The sequence below is a fragment of the Streptomyces sp. NBC_00289 genome (assembly GCF_041435115.1).
Taxonomy (GTDB): domain Bacteria; phylum Actinomycetota; class Actinomycetes; order Streptomycetales; family Streptomycetaceae; genus Streptomyces.
This window is the reverse complement of sequence record NZ_CP108046.1, coordinates 8,648,117-8,670,577: the sequence shown is the minus strand read 5'-3', so window position 1 is coordinate 8,670,577 and position 22,461 is coordinate 8,648,117. Positions and strand designations below refer to the sequence as shown.

The 22,461-nt window shown below is 72.3% G+C and carries 19 protein-coding genes; 12 read left to right on the top strand and 7 right to left on the bottom strand.

Annotated features, from left to right (window positions below; genetic code table 11):
• Positions 1–41 precede the first annotated feature (41 nt).
• A complete protein-coding gene (locus OG985_RS39220) occupies positions 42–1,385 on the top strand; it encodes an FAD-dependent oxidoreductase (RefSeq protein ID WP_371673133.1) in 1,344 nt (447 codons plus the stop codon).
• Between the two features lie 125 nt (positions 1,386–1,510).
• A complete protein-coding gene (locus tag OG985_RS39215) occupies positions 1,511–2,923 on the top strand; it encodes a nucleobase:cation symporter-2 family protein (protein ID WP_371673132.1) in 1,413 nt (470 codons plus the stop codon).
• Here OG985_RS39215 and OG985_RS39210 read toward each other — a convergent pair.
• Positions 2,846–3,202, bottom strand: a complete 357-nt coding sequence (locus OG985_RS39210) for an ArsR/SmtB family transcription factor (protein ID WP_371673131.1) — start codon at positions 3,200–3,202, stop codon at positions 2,846–2,848. The two genes, OG985_RS39215 and OG985_RS39210, sit on opposite strands and share 78 nt — an antisense overlap.
• Positions 3,203–3,359: 157 nt before the next feature.
• Between OG985_RS39210 and OG985_RS39205 the strand changes: the two genes are divergently transcribed.
• On the top strand, positions 3,360–4,439 hold the full coding sequence (locus tag OG985_RS39205; protein ID WP_371673130.1) for an NADH:flavin oxidoreductase/NADH oxidase: 1,080 nt from the start codon (positions 3,360–3,362) through the stop codon (positions 4,437–4,439).
• A gap of 404 nt (positions 4,440–4,843) precedes the next feature.
• Here OG985_RS39205 and OG985_RS39200 read toward each other — a convergent pair whose 3' ends face one another.
• Positions 4,844–6,145: a PHB depolymerase family esterase gene (locus OG985_RS39200; RefSeq protein ID WP_371674618.1), complete on the bottom strand. Its 1,302-nt coding sequence runs from the start codon at positions 6,143–6,145 to the stop codon at positions 4,844–4,846.
• A 455-nt stretch (positions 6,146–6,600) separates the two neighbouring features.
• Here OG985_RS39200 and OG985_RS39195 point away from each other — a divergent pair, with 455 nt between their 5' ends.
• Both OG985_RS39195 and OG985_RS39190 read left to right on the top strand, forming a co-directional pair.
• The gene (locus OG985_RS39195) at positions 6,601–7,581 is read left to right on the top strand and encodes a polysaccharide lyase family 1 protein (RefSeq protein WP_371673129.1); all 981 of its coding nucleotides are present in this window, start codon (positions 6,601–6,603) and stop codon (positions 7,579–7,581) included.
• An 84-nt stretch (positions 7,582–7,665) separates the two neighbouring features.
• Positions 7,666–8,475 (top strand): pectate lyase, encoded by an 810-nt coding sequence (locus OG985_RS39190; RefSeq protein ID WP_371673128.1) that lies wholly within the window; start codon positions 7,666–7,668, stop codon positions 8,473–8,475.
• A gap of 110 nt (positions 8,476–8,585) precedes the next feature.
• On the opposite strand, the gene OG985_RS39185 is transcribed toward OG985_RS39190, so the two are convergent.
• A complete protein-coding gene (locus tag OG985_RS39185; protein ID WP_371673127.1) occupies positions 8,586–9,344 on the bottom strand; it encodes a PaaX family transcriptional regulator C-terminal domain-containing protein in 759 nt (252 codons plus the stop codon).
• 73 nt (positions 9,345–9,417) lie between these two features.
• On the opposite strand from OG985_RS39185, the gene OG985_RS39180 reads away from it, so the two are divergent.
• Entirely contained in the window at positions 9,418–11,115 is a 1,698-nt protein-coding gene (locus OG985_RS39180) for a DNA alkylation response protein (RefSeq protein ID WP_371673126.1), read from the top strand.
• A gap of 85 nt (positions 11,116–11,200) precedes the next feature.
• On the opposite strand, the gene OG985_RS39175 is transcribed toward OG985_RS39180, so the two are convergent.
• Positions 11,201–11,782 (bottom strand): hypothetical protein, encoded by a 582-nt coding sequence (locus tag OG985_RS39175; RefSeq protein WP_371673125.1) that lies wholly within the window; start codon positions 11,780–11,782, stop codon positions 11,201–11,203.
• A 270-nt stretch (positions 11,783–12,052) separates the two neighbouring features.
• Here OG985_RS39175 and OG985_RS39170 point away from each other — a divergent pair, with 270 nt between their 5' ends.
• The 4 genes from OG985_RS39170 to OG985_RS39155 all read left to right on the top strand — a co-directional run bounded on the left by OG985_RS39170 (position 12,053) and on the right by OG985_RS39155 (position 15,997).
• Positions 12,053–13,135 carry a WD40/YVTN/BNR-like repeat-containing protein gene (locus OG985_RS39170; protein ID WP_371673124.1) on the top strand — a complete coding sequence of 361 codons (1,083 nt, stop codon included), beginning with the start codon at positions 12,053–12,055 and terminating at the stop codon, positions 13,133–13,135.
• 79 nt (positions 13,136–13,214) lie between these two features.
• Positions 13,215–13,892, top strand: coding sequence for a uracil-DNA glycosylase (locus tag OG985_RS39165; RefSeq protein WP_371673123.1), 678 nt, complete (start codon positions 13,215–13,217; stop codon positions 13,890–13,892).
• The gene (locus tag OG985_RS39160) at positions 13,889–14,890 is read left to right on the top strand and encodes an N-acetylglucosamine kinase (RefSeq protein WP_371673122.1); all 1,002 of its coding nucleotides are present in this window, start codon (positions 13,889–13,891) and stop codon (positions 14,888–14,890) included. The genes OG985_RS39165 and OG985_RS39160 overlap by 4 nt, the downstream gene beginning before the upstream one ends.
• Before the next feature lie 183 nt (positions 14,891–15,073).
• Entirely contained in the window at positions 15,074–15,997 is a 924-nt protein-coding gene (locus OG985_RS39155; RefSeq protein ID WP_371673121.1) for a sirohydrochlorin chelatase, read from the top strand.
• 229 nt (positions 15,998–16,226) lie between these two features.
• On the opposite strand, the gene OG985_RS39150 is transcribed toward OG985_RS39155, so the two are convergent.
• Entirely contained in the window at positions 16,227–17,261 is a 1,035-nt protein-coding gene (locus OG985_RS39150) for a lactonase family protein (RefSeq protein WP_371674617.1), read from the bottom strand.
• A 314-nt stretch (positions 17,262–17,575) separates the two neighbouring features.
• On the bottom strand, positions 17,576–19,054 hold the full coding sequence (locus tag OG985_RS39145) for an FUSC family protein (protein ID WP_371673120.1): 1,479 nt from the start codon (positions 19,052–19,054) through the stop codon (positions 17,576–17,578).
• 339 nt (positions 19,055–19,393) lie between these two features.
• Here OG985_RS39145 and OG985_RS39140 point away from each other — a divergent pair, with 339 nt between their 5' ends.
• Positions 19,394–19,870, top strand: a complete 477-nt coding sequence (locus tag OG985_RS39140) for an Lrp/AsnC family transcriptional regulator (RefSeq protein WP_371673119.1) — start codon at positions 19,394–19,396, stop codon at positions 19,868–19,870.
• Positions 19,871–19,889: 19 nt separating this feature from the next.
• Positions 19,890–20,594, top strand: coding sequence for an HAD family hydrolase (locus OG985_RS39135; RefSeq protein WP_371673118.1), 705 nt, complete (start codon positions 19,890–19,892; stop codon positions 20,592–20,594).
• Positions 20,595–20,959: 365 nt separating this feature from the next.
• Here the strand turns inward: OG985_RS39135 and OG985_RS39130 are convergent, their stop codons facing one another.
• Positions 20,960–22,375, bottom strand: coding sequence for an FAD-binding oxidoreductase (locus tag OG985_RS39130; RefSeq protein WP_371673117.1), 1,416 nt, complete (start codon positions 22,373–22,375; stop codon positions 20,960–20,962).
• Positions 22,376–22,461: the final 86 nt, after the last annotated feature.

Sequence of the window (22,461 nt, the reverse complement as noted above, 5' to 3'; positions counted from 1 at the left end):
GAGCGACCTCCGCTGAATCCTTCGGGGTAAGGAGTTCCGCCGTGCTGCGTGTCGCCGTCGTCGGCTCCGGGCCGAGCGGGTGCTACACCGCCCAGAGCCTGGTCCAGCTGGACTCCGAGGTACATGTCGACGTCCTGGACCGGCTGCCGTGCCCGTACGGCCTGGTGCGCTACGGCGTGGCACCGGACCACGAGAAGATCAAGTCACTCCAGGGAAACCTGCGGACGGTGCTGGAGCACGAGCGGGTGCGTTTCCTCGGCGGCGTCCGGATCGGGCCCGGCGGGCTGTCCGGTGCCCGGTTGCGGGAGCTGTACCACGCGGTCGTGTACTGCGTGGGCGCCGCCACCGACCGGCATCTCGGGATTCCCGGCGAGGAGCTGCCGGGCAGCTGGTCGGCGACCGAGTTCGTGTCCTGGTACAGCGCCCATCCGGACGCCGCCGTCGACGGCTTCGTGCGCGGCGCCCGCTCGGCCGTGGTCATCGGCGTCGGGAACGTGGCGGTGGACGTCGCCCGGATGCTGGCCCGGGGCCCGGCGGAGCTGAGCCCCACCGACATGCCGCAGGCCGCCCTCTCCGCGCTGGCCGCGAGCCGGGTGACCGACATCCACATGGCGGGCCGGCGCGGCCCCTCCCAGGCCCGCTTCACCACCAAGGAACTGCGCGAGCTGGGCGCCATGCCGGAGACCGACGTGCGGGCGGACCCGGCGGAACTGGCGCAGGACCCGGCGTACCTCGACCCCTCGGGGCTGCCCGCCGCGCAGCGCCGCAACGTGGAGGTGCTGCGGGACTGGACGCGGACCCCGGCGACGGGCGCGCCGCGCCGGATCCGGCTGCGCTTCTTCCTGCGCCCCGTCGCCCTCCTCCCCGACGGCGGCAGGGTGGGCGCGGTGCGCTTCGAACGGACACGGCCGGACGGGCAGGGCGGGGTGACGGGCACGGGGCGGTACGAGGACGTCGAGGCGCAACTGGTGCTGCGCTCGGTCGGCTACCGCGGGGTGCCGCTGGAAGGGCTGCCGTTCGACGCCGCGACCGGCACGGTCCCCCATCTGGCCGGGCGCGTGCTGCGCGAGGGCGTGGTCGCGCCGGGCGAGTACGTGGCCGGCTGGATCAAGCGGGGGCCGACGGGCGTCATCGGCACCAACCGGCCCTGCGCGAAGGAGACGGTGCTGTCACTGCTCGAGGACGCCGACGTGATCGTACGGAAGGAGATTCCCGCGGATCCGCCGGCGGTACTGCGGGCCGAGGGGATCGACCCCGTCGAGTGGTCGGGATGGCAGGCGATCGAGCGGGCGGAGGCGCGGCTCGGGGCCTCGCTCGGGCGGGGCGTGGTCAAGCTGCCCGACTGGGAGTCACTGCTGACGGCGGCCAGGGGAACTGCCTCGTAGCGGGTGCCGGGCGGCGCGGGCGGCAGGTCACACAGCGGCAACAGACCGGAAATCAACAAACTGTTCAAGGCGCATACGGTCACGTGCTGTTCGGAAGTCCCTCCACCCGCCGCTCTGGAGTCCCCATGGCAACGACCGCACCCGTCCATCCCGTCGACGAGGTACCGCCCGTACGGCAGTTGGCCGCCTTCGGTCTGCAGCATGTGCTCGCCATGTACGCGGGCGCGGTGGCCGTTCCGCTGATCGTGGGCGGTGCGATGAAGCTGTCGCCCGCGGACCTGGCGTATCTGATCACCGCGGACCTGCTGGTGTGCGGCATCGCCACGCTGATCCAGTGCATCGGCTTCTGGCGCTTCGGGGTGCGGCTGCCGATCATGCAGGGCTGCACGTTCGCGGCGGTGTCGCCGATGGTGCTGATCGGCACGACGGGCGGCGGACTGCCCGCGATCTACGGCTCGGTGATCGTCGCGGGGCTGGCGATCGTGCTGCTGGCACCGGTCTTCGGGAAGCTGCTGCGGTTCTTCCCGCCCCTCGTCACGGGCACGGTGATCCTGATCATCGGCCTCTCGCTGCTGCCGGTCGCGGGCAACTGGTCGGCGGGCGGCGCGGGAGCGAAGGACTTCGGGGAGCCGAAGAACCTGGCGCTGGCGGGCCTCGTCCTCGCCGTGGTGCTGGGTGTGCAGAGGTTCGCGCCGGCGTTCCTGAGCCGGGTCGCCGTGCTGATCGGCATCGTGGTGGGGCTCGCGGTCGCGGTGCCGTTCGGGTTCACGGACTTCGGCGGGGTGGGGGACGCGGACTGGGTCGGGATCAGCACGCCGTTCCATTTCGGGGCGCCCACCTTCGAGGCGTCGGCGATCGTGTCGATGCTGGTGGTGGCCCTGGTGACGATGACCGAGACGACCGGTGACCTCATCGCGGTGGGCGAGATGACCGGGCGGAGGATCGAGCCGCGCCCGCTCTCGGACGGCCTGCGCGCCGACGGCCTGTCGACCGTGCTCGGGGGCGTCTTCAACACCTTCCCGTACACGGCGTACGCGCAGAACGTCGGTCTCGTCGGCATGACGCGCGTCCGCAGCCGCTGGGTGGTGGCGGCCGCCGGCGGCATCCTGGTCCTGCTCGGGCTGCTGCCCAAGCTGGGCGCGGTGGTCGCGGCGGTACCGGCGCCGGTGCTGGGCGGTGCGGGTCTGGTGATGTTCGGGACGGTGGCCGCCGGCGGACTGCGCACCCTGGCCGCGGTCGACTTCAGGGGCAACGACAACCTGACGGTGGTGGCCGTCTCGATCGCCATGGGTGTGCTGCCGGTCGGTGTGCCCACCGTCTACGCGCAGTTCCCCGACTGGTTCCAGACGGTGATGAACAGCGGCATCAGCGCCGGCTGCCTGACCGCTGTCACGCTGAACCTGCTCTTCAACCACCTTCCCACGAGGGCGCGTTCAGCCGCCTCGACCGGTGCGGTCGCTTCAGCCGCCGAGGCGGGCGGCCTGGCGCTCGGCGGCGGCGAGGAGGGTGTCGAGAAGCCCCGGGAAGAGGTCGTCTAGGTCGCCGCGGCGCAGGCCGTTCAGCTTGGCCGTGCCCCGGTAGGTCTGCCGCACCACCCCGCTCTCGCGCAACACCCGGAAGTGGTGCGTGGTCGTGGACTTGGTGACGGGCAGGTCGAAGTGCGAACAGGAGAGCTCGGCGCCGTCGGCGGCGAGCTCTCGCACGATCCGCAGCCGCATCGGGTCGGACAGCGCGTGCAGCACCGACTCCAGCCGGATCTCGTCCGGCGCCGGATGCGGAAGGTCGCGGCTGCCTGCGGCGGGGGCGGCGGTGGTCACGGCGGGCTCCAGTTCGTCCGGGAGGCTCCCCCGTTGCGGGAGGAGTCCCCAGTCTACGAGACCTTGTACGAGATCTCTCGTAGTTTGACATCCACCGTACTACGATGCCTATCGTACGAGTCGTCCGTCGGCCTCGCGATGAATGGAGCAGCTCGCCGTGAGCTCACTCTTCCAGCCCTTCGACCTGCGTGACGTGACCGTCCCGAACCGGGTCTGGATGCCCCCGATGTGCCAGTACTCGGCCGCACCGCAGGGCCCTGCCACCGGCGCACCCGCCGACTGGCACTTCGCGCACTACGGGGCGCGTGCGGCCGGCGGTACCGGCCTGATCGTCGTGGAGGCCACCGCCGTCTCGCCCGAGGGACGCATCTCCCCGTACGACCTCGGGATCTGGAACGACACCCAGGTCGAGGCCTTCCGGAGGATCACGCGCTTCCTCACCGGCCAGGGCACGGTGCCCGCCGTCCAGTTGGCCCACAGCGGCCGTAAGGCCTCCACCGACCGACCGTGGAAGGGCGGCGCGCCGATCGGGCCGGACGCCCACGGATGGCAGCCGGTGGCGCCGAGCCCGGTGGCCTTCGACGACGCGCACCCGGTACCGGGCGAACTGACCGTCAGTCAGATCCAGGAGGTCGTGGAGCAGTTCGCCGACGCGGCCCGTCGAGCCCTGGCCGCCGGATTCGAGATCGCCGAGATCCACGGCGCCCACGGCTACCTGATCAACGAGTTCCTCTCCCCGCACTCCAACCACCGCACCGACGGCTACGGCGGCTCGTACGGCAACCGCACCCGCTTCGCCCTCGAAGTCGTCGACGCCGTACGGGAGGTGTGGCCGGACGAGAAGCCGCTGTTCTTCCGCATCTCGGCGACCGACTGGCTGGACGACGGCGGCTGGTCGGCGGACGACACGGTCCGCTTCGCGCACGAACTGCACGCCCACGGGGTCGACCTCCTCGACGTCTCCTCCGGCGGCAACGCCTCCGGTGTGCGCATCCCGCTCGGCCCCGGCTACCAGGTGCCCTTCGCCGCCCGCGTGAAGGCCGAGTCGCCGATGCCGGTCGCCGCCGTCGGACTCATCACGGACGCCGAGCAGGCCGAGAAGATCCTGGCGAACGGCGAGGCCGACGCTGTCCTGCTGGGCCGCGAACTGCTCCGCGACCCGTCATGGGCGCGGCGAGCCGCACGCGAACTCGGGGCCGAGGTGCGGGTGCCGGAGCAGTACCACCGCTCGGTCTGAGCACGGCGGCCCGGCGGGATCGCGAACCTCCGCAGCAACACGTACTCCGGAGCAGCACGTACTCCCGTGACGGCGCGTAGTCCTGGAACAACCTGCACTCCCGGCGAGGCACTACTCCCGGAGAAGTACGGGCGACCCTGATGACTGCGCCCGGAAGATCGGGGTAGATCACCTTCCCGGGCACGATGTGCGCGCCCGCGCCGGCGACCAGGCTGGTCGCATCAGGTATGAGGAGGGCGTCATGAACCGCCAGATCCGCATCCGCGTCAGCCGTCGGCCCAGCCCGTCACGCGACCAGACCATCGACCGCAGGACGCCCTCGGGACGTCTCCTGCCGTACTGACGACGTCACGAACCGACGGTGGCCGGAGAGGACTCTCCCGGCCACCGCCGGTTTCGGGGCGTCAACCTGTCGTACAGGCCTTCCCGTTGAGCGTGAAGGCCGCCGGCGCCGCGCTGTTGCCGGTGTGGCCGGCCTGATAGCCGATGGTGACGCTCGTGTTCGGTGCGAGCGCGCCGTTGTACGAGGCGTTCGTGGCCGTCACCGCGCCGGACGCGGGCGCGTAGGTGGCGCCCCAGCCGTTGGTGATGGTCTGGCCGGCGGGCAGCGTGAAGCCGAGCTGCCAGGCGGCGATCGCGGTCGTACCGGTGTTGGTGATCGTGACCGAGGCGGTCAGGCCCGTGTTCCAGGCGTTGGTGCCGGCGGTCACCTTGCAGGCACCCGGCTCGGGTTGGGGCGCGGGGCCGGAGCCGTCCAGGCCGAAGAAGGTGAGCGCGCGGGAGGCCATGCCGTAGCTGTACAGGTTGTGGCCGACGCCCTGGAGACTGATGGCCTCCACGGGGGCCTGGTCACCGGTCGAGCCGTAGCGGGTGCGGGTCCAGCCGGAGGCGGGCGAGTCGGTCGCGGCCGGGGTCTGGCCGGCTCCGAGCACGTTCGTCCACTGCTTGATCTCCTCCCCGAAGTTGGGGTAGCGCAGCACGTCGTCCTCGGTGCCGTGCCACACCTGCATGCGCGGGCGGGTGCCGGTGTAGCCGGGATGGGCGCCGCGCACCAGGTCGCCCCACTGCTGCGGGGTGTGGATGACGGTGCCGCCCGAGCAGGCGCTGTTCCACTCGGAGCCGTCGGTGGTGGCGAAGCAGCCGAAGGGCACGCCGGAGAACGCGGCGCCGGCCGCGAACACGTCGGGGTAGTCGCCCAGCAGGACGTTGGTCATCATCGCGCCGGAGGAGATGCCGGTGGCGAAGATCTTCGTCGTGTCGGCGTCGTAGGTCCGAGTGGTCCAGTCGATCATCGACTTGATCCCGACCGGGTCGCTGCCGCCGCCGCGCTTCAGCGCCTGCGGGGAGGAGACGTCGAAGCACTTGCTGGCGCGGGTGACCGACGGATACATGACGACGAACCCGTACCGGTCGGCCAGCGAGGCCCACTCGGTGCCCGAGTACATCGCCGGACCCGAGCCGGTGCAGTAGTGCACGGCGACCACGACCGCCGGGTGGGCGGTGACGTTCGCCGGGACGTACACGTACATCTGGAGGTTGCTGGGGTTGTCGCCGAACCCGGTGACCTCGGTCAGCGTCGCCGTGGGAACCGCGGCGGGAGCTGCGGCGGGAACCGCGGCGGGCGTCTCGGTCCGGGCCGCCGCAGGTGTGGTGAGAACGGTGGCCGCGAGTAACGGCACCAGTGCGGCGAGAAGCGCCAGGAGCATCGAACGTGGCGTGCTCCGCGCGGTGTTGCGGGGTGTGGGGGACACGTTCTCGAACCTTTCCGGTCGCGGCTCTGCGGGTGTGGTTCAGCAGTCGGCGTTCACCCGTCCTCCGGGCCGACAGGCCGGGAGAGGGGCTACCGCTGCTGCCGGGTTCTCATGGCTCACCCCTCTCGGAAGGGAAGCGTCCGCGGAGCATCGTGGCATGGGCATGGCCATCATGGAAGCGCTCCCACGGTATGAACCCGAACGGCGCCCCCCGCCACCGCGCATGGCTGGATTCCTTCTGCGCAAAGCGTTGACTAGAAAGCGCTTACCCCCTACGTTCCGTTCAGCAGTGTGACCGAGGGGTACCACCCCAGCCCCGGTAAGGCCGCACTGACTGCGCGCGGTGTTCCACATGGCGTACGACATTCACGTACATGACCCTCACTGGCACCCGGAAGGGACGCACCCGCATGCGTATACGCCCCCCACATACACAGACGCAAAGATCCACACTGGTGGCGGCCGCCACCGTCGCACTCGCCACCGCGGCGGTCCTCGTCCTCCCGCAGCCGGCAGGCGCGGCGGAGACCTCACCGGTCGGGTTCGGCGCCGGGACGACCGGCGGCGGCAGCGCCACCGCGGTCACCGTCTCGACACTGAGCGCCTTCAAGACGGCCGTCACCGGCAACACGGCCAAGGTCGTCAAGGTCAACGGACTGATCTCGCTGAGCGGTCAGGTCGACATCGGTTCCAACACCACGGTCCTGGGCGTCGGTTCGTCCTCCGGGTTCACCGGCGGCGGGCTGCGCCTGAAGAAGGTGACCAACGTCGTCGTCCGCAACCTGAACATCAGCAAGCCGGTCGCGCCGGCCGACGGCATCACCGTCCAGGCGTCCACGAAGGTGTGGATCGACCACAACTCCTTCTCGGCGGACCGCGATCACGACAAGGACTACTACGACGGGCTGCTCGACATCAACCACGGCTCCGACTACGTCACGGTGTCCTGGAACACCTTCAAGGACCACTACAAGGGCTCGCTCGTCGGCCACAGCGACAACAACGCGAGCGAGGACACCGGCCACCTGCGGGTGACGTACCACCACAACCAGTTCAGCAACGTCTACTCGCGCATCCCCAGCCTGCGCTTCGGCACCGGCCACTTCTACGACAACTACGTCGTCGGGGCCGAGACCGCCGTGCACTCGCGCATGGGCGCGCAGATGCTCGTCGAGAACAACGTCTTCCGCTCGACGACGGTCGCCGTGACCACCAGCCGCGACAGCGACGTGGACGGCTACGCGAACCTGCGGGGCAACGACCTCGGTGGAGCCGCCACCGAGATCTCCCGGGTCGGCACCTTCACCAGCGCTCCCTACGGCTACACCGCCGAGCCCGCCTCGACCGTCGTCGCCTCGGTGACGGGCGGCGCCGGCGCCGGAAAGCTCTGACACCTCCCACGCCACGACAGACACCACGGACACCACGGACACCACGGACACCACGGCACAACAACGATCAGAAGGAATCGGGACATGACTTCTGCAGCTCGTCCGCGCGCCCGCACGCGCGCACTGACCGGCGCGATGGCCGCACTCGGCCTTTCGGTTGCCATGATCATGACAGACGGGGCCCTGACTCCGGCGAGTGCCGCCACCTGGCCCACCGCGAACGGCAGCCAGGGCGTCTCCTCCACCATCTCCGTGTCCGGCACCAAGGACTACGCGATGAAGCGCCTCTACGGCACCGGAGACCTCGGCAGCGACAGCCAGGACGAGGACCAGGGGCCGATCCTGGAACTGGCCGCCGGCACGGTCCTCAAGAACGTCATCATCGGCGCCCCCGCCGCGGACGGCATCCACTGCCTGGGCAGCTGCACGCTGCAGAACGTGTGGTGGGAGGACGTCGGCGAGGACGCGGCGACGTTCCTGGGCTCCTCGTCGTCCAACGTCTACACCGTCTCCGGCGGTGGCGCGAAGGAAGCCAGCGACAAGGTGTTCCAGTTCAACGGCGCCGGCACGCTGAACGTCTCGAACTTCGCCGTGAAGAACTTCGGCACGTTCGTCCGGTCGTGCGGCAACTGCAAGAGCGCCCAGTACAAGCGGACGATCAACCTCAACACCATCGAGGCGACCTACAAGGGCAGCAAGCTCGTCGGCATCAACACCAACTACGGCGACAGCGCGACCCTGAAGGCCATCACGATCGTCGGGGACAGCAGCAAGAAGATCATTCCGTGCCAGAAGTACATCGGGAACAACACCGGCAAGGAACCGACCACCAACGGCACCAACGCCGACGGCACGTACTGCAAGTACGCGGCCTCGGACATCACCTACAAGTGAGTACTCGGGTGATCCCTCGCGAGCAGGGCGTCCGCGGACTCCTCTGATCGCGCGACGGTGCAGGCGGCCGTCCGCAGCGTCCCCGCACGGCGCCGCGGACGGCCGCGCACTCACGCCCGGGGACCGTGCTGCGGAACGGTGTCCGCCAGCTCCTCCTGGTAGCCCCGGTAGGCATCGCGCAGTTCCGCGCCCGGCCAGTCCCGCGGAAGGAGGTCGGAGGGCAGCACGGGATCGGCGAGCAGATGACGTACGACGGCGGCGAAGGTGGCGAGGCGGTCGGCGGGACGACGCGTCCGGCCGGCGCGGGAGAGCAGCGACCGGGCCGAGGCGGACCAGGTGTCCAGCGGCCACAGGGCGGCGGCGAGTTCGCCGGCGGGGCGGCCCGGACGTGCCGTGTAGTGCTGCGCCACCTCTTCGAGCCGCTCCGGCAGCGCGCGCCGCAGATTGGCGGGCCGCAACCAGACGCCCTCGCGCAGTTCGGCCAGCCGGGCGGCGGTCAACCGAGCCCGCAGTTCGGCGCGTTCGGCGGGACCGCGCCCGGTGGCCGTGATCACGACCATCTCCCAGTCGCCGTCCCACGCGCGCGTGTGCGGGTGAACGGCCTCGTCCTGGCGGAGCTGCCGGGCGAGCAGACGGTCGCTGAGACGGTAGCGGGTCTCCGTGCGCCGAAGATCACCGGCCGCCACCATCCGGCTGAGCGCGGCGCGCAGCGTGGACCCGCCGACGCCGAAGGGTTCCACGGCCCGGACGAGGTCCCTCGCCGAGAGCTCCGGCGGATGCGCGCCCAGCAACAGGCTCAGCACGACCGACCGCGCGGACAGCGGCCGCAGCTCGACCTCGACGGGCTGTACTGACACGTTCCTCCGCATGGTCACGTACTGTACGTATACCCATCGTGTTGCACTATTGCTACAACCGCAGCGTGAGTGCAACATGGGTCGTATGGTCTCGACACCCGCGCACGAACGGTCCACCACGCACGACGTCACGCACGACGTCACCAACCAGCCCCCTCCCCCGGCCCCGTACGACGCCTCCGCGGACACGGCCCTGCTCGAAGGGCTGCGGCGGGAGGGCGCCGGATGGGCCGAGGAGGACATCCGGCGGCTGGGCCTCACGGCCGGCAGCGCCGAGGCGCAGGAGTGGGGCGAGCAGGCCAACCGCCACGAGCCGGAGCTGCGCACGCACGACCGGTACGGCAACCGGATCGACGAGGTCGAGTTCCATCCGAGCTGGCACCACCTGATGCGGGTCGCGGTCGCCGAGGGACTGGCGGGCGCGCCCTGGGCCGACGACCGGCCCGGGGCCCATGTCGCCCGCACCGCCGGCGGACTGGTGTGGGGCCACACCGAGGCGGGACACGGCTGCCCGACGTCGATGACCTACGCGGCCGTACCCGCGCTGCGCAGGCAGCCGGAGCTGGCGAAGATCTACGAACCCCTGCTGACCGGCCGGGAGTACGAGCCCGGACTCCGGGTGCCGACCGAGAAGCGCGGCCTGCTGGCGGGCATGGGGATGACCGAGAAGCAGGGCGGCTCCGACGTCCGCACGAACACCACCGCGGCGACGCCCAGCGCCGAGCCCGGCGTCTACACCCTGCGCGGACACAAGTGGTTCACCTCGGCGCCGATGTGCGACGTGTTCCTCGTACTGGCCCAGGCCCCGGGCGGTCTGTCCTGCTTCCTGGTGCCACGCGTCCTGCCCGACGGCAGCCGCAACACCTTCCGCATCCAACGGCTGAAGGACAAGCTCGGCAACCGGTCGAACGCCTCCTCCGAGCCCGAGTTCGACGGGACGGTCGCCTGGCTCGTCGGCCCCGAGGGACAGGGCGTCAAGACGATCATCGAGATGGTCAACTGCACGCGTCTGGACTGCGTGATGATGTCCGCCACGCTGATGCGCAAGACGCTCGTCGAGGCGGGGCACCACGTGCGTCACCGCAGCGCGTTCGGCGCACGCCTGGTCGACCAGCCGCTGATGCGCAACGTGCTGGCCGACCTGGCACTGGAGTCCGAGGCCGCGACGGCGCTCACCCTGCGGCTGGCCGGCGCGGCCGACCGGGCGGTGCGCGGGGACGCAGGGGAGGCCGCGTTCCGCCGGATCGCCACCGCCGCCGGCAAGTACTGGGTCACCAAGCGGGGTCCGGCCTTCACGGCGGAGGCCCTCGAGTGCCTCGGTGGCAACGGCTACGTCGAGGAGTCGGGCATGCCCCGCCACTACCGCGAGGCCCCGCTGCTGTCGATCTGGGAAGGCTCGGGAAACGTCAACGCCCTCGACGTACTGCGGGCGTTGCGCCGCGCACCCGGCGCCGCGGACGCCCTGTTCGGCGAACTCGCCCTGGCGCGGGGGGCGGACGCCCGGCTCGACGGTGCCGTGACACGGCTGAGGACCCTGCTGTCCGAAGCGACCGAGACCGGCGCTCGCCGGCTCGTGGAACTGATGGCCCTCACCCTGCAGGCCTCGCTCCTGGTCCGACACGCCCCGGCAGCGGTGGCCGACGCGTTCTGCGCGAGCCGGCTCGGCGGCGACTGGGGGCACGCCTTCGGCACGCTGCCCGACGCCGCCGACCTGGACACGATCCTGGGGCGCGCGCTGCCCGACGGGGCACCGGTCCCGGCCGTCACCTCGTCGGCCGGGTAGCGCACCGCCACGGTATCCACGACCCGCCCGACCAGCCCGATCCGGGATCGGCACGCACGGCAGGGCGGAACCGCGGGACGGGTGGTCAGCCGGTCGTACGACCCCACAGCGGGCCGAAGCGGGACCACTCGGCGTCCCACTGGTCCATGCGCCGACGTTCCAAGCGGCCGCGCAGCACACGACCGCCGACGAAGGGCACGGCCGCGGCGCTCACCCCCACCAGGCCGCCGATCAACGCGGCCCGCAGCCGGGCCTGGGACACGGTGGCGGGCCGGGTCACCAGGCGGCCCTGCCGGTCCGTCCACACGGTGACCGGAGCGCCGGGGCCGCTGCCGGGCCGCACGCGGACCTGCCCCGTGTGCGAGGTGTTCGCCACCGTCCAGCTGACCTTGGCCCACACCCGGTCGCCGCTCGCCGAGCCCGAGCGCGCGGACGACGTTCCGGGGGCCTGCTCGGTGAGCCGGGCGACGATCGGACGCCATTCCACCCGTTCCCGGGCCAGGCCGTGTTCGACCGACCGGGTCGACGCCAGACCGGCCAGGACTCCGACGAGGAGGGTGAGCAGCCAGGCGCCGAGTACCACCCAGGCCTCGACCGCGTCCGCGCGGCGCTTGAGCGGATTGCGCCGCCAGCGCCACAGCCAGACCTTCGGACCACGGAACGCCATAGAAGGCATCCTCCTCATGAGCGCGCGAACCTGCCGGACCGCCTTCCCATACGGGAGACATCTCCGGGATGCTCACGGCGACTCCCGTGACTCCACCGTCCCACGAGTCCCCCGCTCCCGCACGCGCCCCCGCGAAGGGGCTCTCCACCACCGCGCGCCAGGCCGCCACCACCGCTCCGACCTGCGACTAAGCCATTTCCGGGAGTAATGTCAGTGGCGGGGTGCAGACTGGCCGGTGTCTCAGACGAAGACGTCGCGGAGGTGATCGGCATGACCGAGGTACTGCTGGCCGTGGGCACGCGCAAAGGTCTGTTCATCGGGCGCCGGCGCGGTGGCGCCTGGGCGTTCGACGAGAGCCCCTACTTCAACGCGCAGGCCGTGTACTCGGTCGCCATCGACACCCGCGGCGACAGCCCGCGGCTGCTGGCCGGAGGCGACAGCGCGCACTGGGGGCCCTCCGTGTTCCACTCCGACGACCTGGGGCTGACCTGGACCGAACCGGCCCGCCCCGCCGTCAGGTTCCCGCCGGACACCGAGGCTTCGCTGGAGCGGGTGTGGCAGTTGCACCCGGCGGCGGCCGAACCGGACGTGGTGTACGCGGGCACGGAACCGGCCGCGCTGTACCGCTCGGAGGACCGCGGGGAGAGCTTCGAGCTGGTCCGTCCGCTGTGGGAGCACCCCACGCGCTCGAAGTGGGTGCCGGGCGGCGGCGGCGAGGGTCTGCACACCGTACTCACCGACAAACGCGATCCGCGCGCGGTCACCGTGGCCGTCTCGACGGCGGGGGTGTTCCGTACGACGGACGGCGGGGAGAGCTGGACGCCGTCCAACTCCGGTGTCTCCGCGGTGTTCCTGCCGGACCCCAACCCGGAGTTCGGCCAGTGCGTGCACAAGATCGCCCAGGACGCGGCGACCCCGGACCGGCTCTACCTGCAGAACCACTGGGGCGTCTACCGCAGTGACGACGCCGGGGCGCACTGGACGGACATCGGCGAGGGCCTCCCGTCCACGTTCGGCTTCGCGGCGGCCGCCCACCCCCACCGCGGCGACACGGCATACGTGTTCCCGATCAACGCGGACGCGGACCGGGTGCCCGCCGACCGGCGATGTCGCGTCTTCCGCACGGCGGACGCCGGCAAGAGCTGGGAGCCCCTGACGGCCGGACTGCCGCCGGAGGACCACTACGGCACGGTGCTGCGGGACGCCCTGTGCACGGACGACGCCGACCCGGCGGGCGTGTACTTCGGCAACCGCAACGGCGAGGTGTACGCCTCGGCCGACGACGGCGACAGCTGGCAGCGGCTGGCCTCGCATCTGCCGGACGTGCTGTGCGTGCGGGCGTCGGTGGTCTGATGAGGCGGAGGGGGGCCTCGTCGGCCGGCCTTGGCCACCGGTTGATCTCCGCCGTGTGTACGGCAGTAGGGTGACGCCCGTGGCACCACGACCCCTACACGAAATCGTCGAACCGGGCTGGGCGAAGGCCCTCGAACCCGTCGCCGGACGGATCGCCGAGATGGGCGACTTCCTGCGCACGGAGATCGCCGAGGGACGCACGTACCTCCCGGCCGGACCGAACGTCCTGCGGGCCTTCCAGCAACCCTTCGACGACGTACGGGTCCTGATCGTCGGTCAGGACCCGTATCCGACGCCGGGGCACGCGGTGGGACTGTCGTTCTCGGTCGCTCCGGAGGTACGTCCGCTGCCCGGCAGCCTGATCAACATCTACCGCGAGCTCACCACCGACCTCGGCCTGCCCCAGCCGTCCGACGGGGACCTCACCCCATGGACCCGGCAGGGCGTGCTGTTGCTCAACAGGGCGCTCACCACCGCCCCGCGCAAGCCGGGCGCCCATCGCGGGAAGGGCTGGGAGGAGGTCACCGAGCAGGCGATCCGGGCCCTCGCGGAGCGCGGCAAGCCGCTGGTCTCCGTCCTGTGGGGGCGTGACGCCCGCAACCTCCGCCCGCTTCTCGGCAGCCTCCCGTCGGTGGAGTCCGCCCACCCCTCGCCGATGTCGGCCGACCGCGGTTTCTTCGGATCGCGTCCGTTCAGCAGGGCCAACGACCTGCTGGTGGGTCTGGGAGGGCAACCGGTGGACTGGCGCCTGCCGTGACCGGCTCCCGGGACTTGCCGGGGCCGGCCGGGGCCGGATTCCTCGCCGTCGACTCGGGAGGCTCCGGCCTGCGGGTCGTCGTCGGGACGGCGGAGGGTGGCGTGCAGGCCCGGCGGGAGACCCGGGAGCCGGTGCGTACCGGTGCCCGGGGCCTCGACGCCGGGCACCTGATGTCCCAACTGACGCCGCTGGTCCGCTCCCTGACCGCCGAGACCGGAATCGGGCGGCTGGACACGGCGGTCGTGGGAGCCGCAGGGATGGCTACCCTGGGCGACGCCCTGCGGGCCGAACTCCCGGCCGCCCTCGCGCGCGAGTTCGGCGTCCGGACGGTCGCCCTGGCCGCCGACGCCGTCACCGCCTACGCCGGCGCGCTCGGGGTCCGGCCCGGTGCCGTCGTCGCCGCCGGCACGGGGCTGATCGCGGTCGGTACGGACCTGGCCCGCTGGCGTCGCGCCGACGGCTGGGGGCATCTGCTGGGCGACTGCGGCGGCGGTGCCTGGATCGGGCGGGCCGGGCTGGAGGCGGCCCTGCGCGCCTGGGACGGGCGGGCGGGCGGTTCACAGCCATTGCTGGCGTCCGCCGTGGAAGCGTTCGGCCCGATGCCGGAGCTGCCCGGCAGGCTCTACCCGCGCCCGGACCGCCCCGTCGTACTGGCTTCCTTCGCGCCCCGGGTGGCCGACCGCGCCGCCGACGACCCCGTCGCGGCGGGCATTCTGCGCGGCGCGGCCCGGCACATGGCCGACGCGGCGGCCGCCGTCTGCCCGGCCGCGGGCGAGCCCCTGGTCGCTCTCACCGGTGGCCTGGCCAAGCTGGGCGACCCGCTCCTCCTGCCGCTGGCCGAGGAGCTGGCGAAACGGCTGCCGCATGCGCGGAGGGTGTCCGCCGAGGGTGATCCGCTGGACGGGGCGGTACGGATCGCGGGCGGGCTGGCGACCGGGGCGCTCACCCTGCCGGGTGACGAGAAGATGCTGCTCGTGGTGACGGCAAAGGGTGACTGATCCCGCGATACGGCGCCTGTCCGACAAGTCGGTGCACATGCACCGCCCGCCCGGGACCACGCAGGGGAAACGCGCTGATCACTCCTGATCCGACCGTAACTCATCAGACAAAACCGGACGGATACCGCTCACCTGCACCCTCCCCGAACAGGGGAACCCCGGAAACCAGTAACATGCGACGCCATGAGCTCCCCCACTGGGCCCGCGTCCGGCCTGCCAGTACGAATGCCGCGACCCCGCCAGCCCGGGCGGCACCGCCGACCTGAGCCTTTGGCGGCTCCCGAGGGCGCGCCCGCGCTCGTCCTCGCGGTGCCGGGTACGCCCGGCACCGCCACGCGCAGTCTCGCCGAGGAGGTCGTGAGCATCGCCCGCTCCGAGCTGCCCGGCCTCGACGCGCGGATCGGGTATCTCGACGGGGACGACTCCGAATTCCCCACGCTGCAGGCCGTACTTACGCACGCCGCCGAGGAGCGCACCGCCCGCTACGCGCAGGCCAAGGCCGCGGGCCTGGACGTCCGCGAGCCCGACGGCCCGGTCGCCGTCGTCGTACCGCTGCTCGCCGGTCCGGACGGAGCGCTGCTGCGCCGGATCCGCCAGGCGGTTATGGACAGCCGTATCGCGGCCGACCTCACCGACGTGCTGGGCCCCCACCCGCTGCTCGCCGAGGCGCTGCACGTGCGCCTGTCCGAGGCCGGGCTGGCCCGCGCCGACCGCGCCCGCCTGTTCACGGTGGCGACCGCGGCGGACGGCATCGTCCTGGCCTCCGTGGGCGGCGAGGAGGCCGTGCAGGCGGCCGGCATCACCGGCATGCTGCTCGCCGCGCGCCTGGCCGTACCGGTGATGGCGGCGGCTCTCGACCAGGAGGGCTCGATCGCCTCCGTCGCCGAGCAGCTGAGGTCCTCGGGTTCGCAGCAGCTGGCGCTCGCGCCGTACCTGATAGGGCCCGAGATCGACCCGGGTCTGATCGAGGAGGCGGCAAAGGAGGCAGGCTGCTCCGCGGCCGAGGCGCTGGGCCCGTACCCGGCCATCGGCAAGCTCGCGCTGGCCAAGTACACGACCGCGCTGGGCATCGCCCCGCAGCAGGCGCAGGGCACGCCGGTCCGCTGACGCCCACGGCACCCGTACACATCGAAGGGCCCGCTCCAGGCAGAGGAGCGGGCCCTTCGTCATGCGCCGGGGCGGGGCGGCGGGCGGGACGCGGTGGCCGCGGCGCGGGCGGCAGGCGGGGGCGCGGGGTAGGCGGGGGGGCCGGGCGCCGGCGCCGGCGCCGGGCGGAGGCGCGAGTACCGGGCCGGGGCGCGGACGCCCGGCCGAGGCGCCGGCCACAGCGGGGGTGTCAGCCGAACACCACGCACGACGCGGCCGGGACGTCGACCGATCCCTCGTAGCGCGGCAGCCCGGTGTCCCGGTCGACGGCGAACCAGGTGACGTTGCCGGAACGCTCGTTCGCGACGTAGAGGAACCCGTCCGACTCGGCGATCGCCCGTGGCCAGGTGCCGCCGCAGGGGACCGTGGCGACCAGCCTCAGGCCGTCCTCCTCGACCGCGAACGTGGACAGGACGTCCTCGCCGCGGGTCGCCGTCCACACGAAACGTCCGTCGGCCGAGGCGACGATGCCCGACGGGTACGCGTCACCGGCCGGAGCGCCGGACAGCACCGACAGCTCGGCCAGCGGCTTCACCACACCCTGGGAGGCGTCCCAGCGGCAGACGGTGACCGTCGGGGCGAGTTCGTTGAGTACGTAGGCGTACGAGCCGTCGGGGTGGAAGGCCAGGTGGCGCGGTCCGGAAGCGGGACGCAGCGCGGTCTCGTGGTGCAGTTCGAGGCGGCCGTCGGTGAGGGCGCACGCCCGCACCGAGTCCGTGCCGAGGTCCACGCTGACGACCCAGCGGCCGCTGGGGTCGGGCTGGACGTGGTGGGCGTGCGGGCCCTGTTGGCGGGGAGTGTGCGGGCCCGATCCGGTGTGCGTGAGTACGCCGGACGCGGTGGCCGCGAGCGTGCCGTCCGGCCGGAGGGGTACGGCGGTGACGCTGCCGGAGCCGTAGTTGGCGGTGAGGACGTGTCCGGCGAACAGACTGACGTGGGTGGGTCCGTTGCCGCCGACCGGGACCGGCGGGCCCGCCGGCTCGGGCGTGTCGCCGCCCACGTGGTACGCGGCCACCGCGCCCTCGTCCGTCTCACTGACCGCGTAGAGCGTGTCGCCGTCTGCCGACAGGGCCAGGTAGGAGGGGTCCGGAAGGCCTTTCATGCTGCTCAGCAGGGTGAGCCTGCCGGTGTCGTGGGCCACGGCCGCAGTCACGATGCCGGGGCCTCCGGCCGCCGTGAACGACCCGATGAAGGCACGCCGTCGCCGCCTGCCGCCGTCTGTCACCGTCATCCCCTCTCCGTCCAGTGCTGTTCGAGGCGACGGTAGCAGTCGATCATTCGCGGTCTAGACCATAGAGGGCGAAGTTCACCGGCCCGCAACGAGGACTGCACCGGGCGCACGGCCGCGGCAGGCCGAGGGCAGCTGCGGGCCGGTGGCAGCTGGTGGGCGCATCTTCCGCAGGCCTCCGCCGCGCCCACCGGTGTCGCACCGGGCCGTTCATGGCCGACCGGCTGCGGGCGACCGGCCCCGGAGTCGGCGCGGTACGGGCTCTGTCCGTGGGCGCGTCGCCCGTTCTCGCGTCGACGGCGAGAGGGCGGCTACGCGCCGGACGGGGTGCGCAGTGGGGTGGCCAGGTCCGCGAGGGCGCGTTCGAGGCCGTGCAGATGGGCCAGCGCGGGGTCTGTCGCGAGGGGCTGGGGTGCGGAGGCGGTGACGGTCGCGTGGCCGCCGGTGAGCGCCTCCACAGCCGCCTCCACCCGCCAGCACGCGGCGGCCAGGCGTGCGTCGTGCGAGGCCTCGGGGTCGGCGGCGACCGAGACCAGGCCGCGGATCTCGCGGGCGCAGTCGTCGAGCAGGACCAGGACCCGGCGGGCGCGCCGCTTGCGGCCGAGCACCGGGTTCAGCGGGTGCACCAGCGGTGCCACCGAGAGCCGCACGCGACCGAGCAGCTGCTCCAGTTCGGCAACGCGCCGCGCCGGGTCCGCGCTCTCGGAGCCGGCGAGACGCGCGGCGGCCTCGGCGGTGCACGCGTGGACGCAGCGCAGAGCCCGTTGGATCCAGGCGTCGGTGGTGGTGTGGGTCGTGACCGGCAGGACGAGGATCACCGCCAGCCCGGCGCCCAGCGCCCCGACGCCGGTCTCCGCCAGCCGCAGGGCGAGCAGTCCGGGGTTCAGGACGCCGAGCAGGCCGTAGAGGAGTTCGGCGAGGAGCGTCACGCTCAGCATCATCCAGGTGTACGACACGGCGGCCGTGTAGAAGATGCCGAAGACGCAGACGGCGAGGAGTACGGCGGTGGCCGGAGCGGCGCCGTGCAGCGGGACGGCGACGAGCAGCCCGAGGCCGATGCCGATCAGGGTGCCGAGGACCCGGCGGAAGCCGCGGACCAGCGTCTCGCCGCGCGAGGTGGTGTTGACGAAGATCCACCAGGTGGCGCCGACGGCCCAGTACCAGCGCTGTCCGGACACCAGTTGCCCCACGACGAGGGCGAAGCCCGCGCCGGCGGTCGCCTGGATCGCCTGGCGCGTCGTCACGCGCGCGAGGCCGGTGCCCACGGGAGGGGCGGGCACGGCGGCCGGGGGCAGGCGGCGCTCGTAGCACCACAGGCCGAACCGCACGGCGGCGGCCGTCAGCACGGACAGCGCGACGGCCGCGTAGAGCTCGGGCAGTTGCCCGGGAGTCGCGTGCAGGAACTGCGCCACGAAGAAGGTCATGAACGCGAACACGCCGAGGCTGTGCCCGCGGGGGCCCCAGCGTCGCGCGTACACGCCCGCGCCGACCACGGCGAGAAAGGTGAGGTCCCGCGCGAGGGCGTGGTCGTGCAGTCCGGCCGCGGCGGTGAGGACGGGCAGTCCGACGACGGGCAGCAGCGCGGTGGTGACCGCCTGTCCGCGCACCGTGGCGTCCGTGACGGTGAACAGGGCGAGCAGCGCGGCGAGCCCGCCGGTCACGGCCCCGACGAGGGAGTGTCCGGCGAGGCCGCAGGCGAGGACCGCCGCGCTGATGCCCAGGACGGCCCGCGCGGCGAAGCGCAGACGCGCCCGCCCGGGGTCCGGAGCCACGAACGCCCTCTTCAGCACTGCTTGCTCCCCCTTGGGACACTGATCCGGAACGTCCGGCCCGGCATGCCCGACGCGGACACCCGGCCCGGGACGGACGGCACGGATGGTCCGCACGCACACCGGCATGGAAAAGGCGCCGCGGAATCCGCAGCGCCATCGACAGCCCCATAAGAGCATCACTTCGGTCTCTGGCTCAACTGTCGCCGGAATCACTGGGCCATTGGCATGGCTGCGAGGCATCTGGCGCCATCGCCGTGGGGCCAACGGACCATGTCGGACGGCCCGCCGCCGAGGAACCTCGCTGGGCCATTGGTACAGTCGGCGGTGATCACCGACGTACGAGGAGGCCGTCGCGCCATGGCCGTGGACGAGCTCGACACCCGCATCCTGCGGCTGCTCCTGGAGCAGCCCCGCACGAGCGTGCGCGAGTACGCCCGCGTCCTGGGCGTCGCCCGCGGCACGCTGCAGGCCCGGCTCGACCGGCTGGAGCGGGACGGGGTGATCACCGGCACCGGGCCGTCCCTGTCCCCCGCCGCTCTCGGTCATCCGGTGCTCGCGTTCGTGCACATCGAGGTCACCCAGGGCCATCTCGACGACGTGGGCGACGAGCTGGCCGCCGTACCGGAGATCGTCGAGGCGTTCTCGATCACCGGTGGCGGGGATCTGCTGACACGGGTGGTGGCGCGGGACAACGCCCACCTCGAGGACGTGATCCAGAAGCTGATCAGCCTCCCCGGCGTCGTCCGCACCCGGACCGAGGTGGCGCTGCGCGAGCGCGTGCCGCACCGGCTGCTGCCACTGGTGGAGTCGATCGGGCGTGCCGCCCGGAAATGACCCTTGGCATCCTGAGGTCATGAGCACCCTGCGCGGCATCGCGGTCATCTTCGATCTCGACGGAACGCTCGTGGACAGCGAGCCGAACTACTACGAAGCGAGTCGGCAGACCCTCGCCGAGCACGGCGTTCCGGACTTCAGCTGGGCGGAGCACGAACGGTACGTCGGGATCAGCACCCTGGAGACGGTCGCCCTCCTCAAGGAGCGGTACGGTCTCGGGCCCTCCGTGGCGGAGCTGCTCGCCGCCGTCGACCGCCGCTATCTTCGGCTCGCACGGGTCGCCACGCACGCGTACCCCGAGATGCGCAGGTTCGTGGAGCTGCTGGCCGGCGAGGGCGTCCCGATGGCCGTGGCCTCGGGTTCGTCACCGGAGGCCATCGAAGCCATCCTCTCCGCGACGGGTCTGGGCGCGTTCGTGCCCACCGTCGTCTCGGCCGACGAGGTCGCGCGCGGCAAGCCGGCCCCCGACGTCTTCCTGGAGGCGGCCCGCCGACTCGGCGTGACTCCGGCCGAGTGCGTGGTCCTCGAGGACGCGGCTCCCGGCGCGACCGCCGCGCGTGCCGCCGGGATGCGGTGCATCGCGATCCCGTACGTCAGCGGGCAGGCGGACGCGGCCGGGTTCGCCGGGGCGGATCTGCTGGTGCGCGGGGGGCAGGCGGCGTTCACGGCGCGGGCCGCGTACGACTGGCTGGCGGGGCCGGCACCGGCGGCCGGGCCGCGCTGAGCGCTCGGCGGGCAGTCCGGTTCGCTGTCGGTCCGGTTCGCGGCCTTTCTGGTTCGTGCCCCGTCTCGTCGCGACCTGTGCGGTTCGCTGTCTGTCCGGTTCGGCGCCTGCGGGTGCGTTGTGGCTGGTCGCGCAGTTCCCCGCGCCCCTGTGGGGCGCTGTCGGACTGCACCGGGGTCAACCGACCCGGCGAGACACCGACCGCCCGACCCGGCGCAGGCGCCGGCCGGCACGGCCCGCCGGTGGAAGACACCCGACGGCCCCCGATCGGTACGGCACCGCCCGGCAGTGGGCGACAGCCCCGCCGGGCGGCCGTACGCACCGGCTGCCGATGCTCCACGGCGGCAGCCGATGCGGTGTGTCGTTCAGGGCCTGGTTTCGAAGTGGGGTTTCGGGGCGGGGCGGATGTTCTGGTTGAGGCGGAAGACGTTGTCCGGGTCGTGGTCGGCCTTGACGCGGGCCAGGCGGTCGTAGTTGTCGCGGTAGCTGGCCCGGACGCGTTCCTGCCCCTCGTCCATCATCATGTTCACGTAGGCGCCGCCCGCCGAGTGGGGGTGCAGGGCCTCGAAGTAGTCGACGGTCCACTGGGTGACGCGTTCCGCGCCCGCCGGGTCCGGGTCGACTCCGGCGTAGACGGAGGCCCAGCGCGCGTCCCGGTAGGCCCAGGGGGTCTCGTTCGGGCCGACGTCGTGGGCGGCGCCGTCGATCGGGTAGAGGTGCATCGTCGACTGCATGGTGGGCGTCTCCGCGCCGAACTTGGCGTGCAGTTCGACGGCGTCGTCGGAGATCTCGTTGACGAAGTCGGCACGCCAGTACCACTGGTGCCCGGGCGGATAGAGCCCGTCGAACATGCCCTGCATGTCCGGGTGCGGCATCGGCCCGGCCGCGTGCAGCATCGGCGTGGGCAGCGCGTCGAGCAGCGGAGCCATCTCCCGGGCGGCCGCCTCGGTGTCGTCGCCGGTGTAGCACCACACGACGCCGGCCGTCTTGCGCAGGTGCAGCTCCTCGGGGAACGGCGGGGCCGGCGGGACGGTGCCGTGCAGGAAGAAGGCGCTGAGTTCGCGGGGCGCGTTCGGGAGGAAGTCGCGGTAGGCGGTGAGGACGTCGGCGCTGACCTCGATGGGCCAGAAGGTCGGTCCGGCGACGACGGTGCTCACCTCGTGCAGCCGGAACAGGAACGACGTGATGACGCCGAAGTTGCCGCCGCCGCCCCGGATCGCCCAGAACAGGTCGGTGTTCTCGTCGGCGCTCGCCCGTACCTGCTGTCCGTCCGCCAGGACGAGGTCGGCCGCCAGCAGGTTGTCGATGGTCAGGCCGCACTTGCGGGTCAGGTGGCCGAGCCCGCCGCCGGTGGCGAGGCCGCCGACGCCGGTGGTGGAGATGATGCCGCTGGGGGTGGCGAGACCGTGCGCGTTGGTGGCGCGGTCGACCTCGCCCCAGACGCAGCCGCCGCCGACGCGTACGGTGCGGGCCTCAGGGTCGACGTGGATGTCCTTCAGCGGTGACAGGTCGACGACCACTCCCCCTTCGACGGTGCCGAGGCCGGCACCGTGGTGGCCGCCGCCACGGACCGCGAGCCGCAGCCCGTGCGTACGGGCGAAAGCGATCACGCGGGCGACCGCGTCCGCGTCGGCGCAGCGCGCGATGAGCGCCGGGTGCTTGTCGATCATGGCGTTGTAGACGGCACGGGCGTCCTCGTAGCCTGCGTCGTCGGGGCCGATCAGTTCCCCGGTGAAGCCGGTCAGTTCCTGGCGGGCCGCCTGAGCGGGTGTGTTGGACATGCGGTTTCCCCGTTTCGATTTCGGGTCGATTCGCACGTTCTAGCCCGATTCCGGGGGTACGGGCATCCGTGTCCGTCACCCAGCTC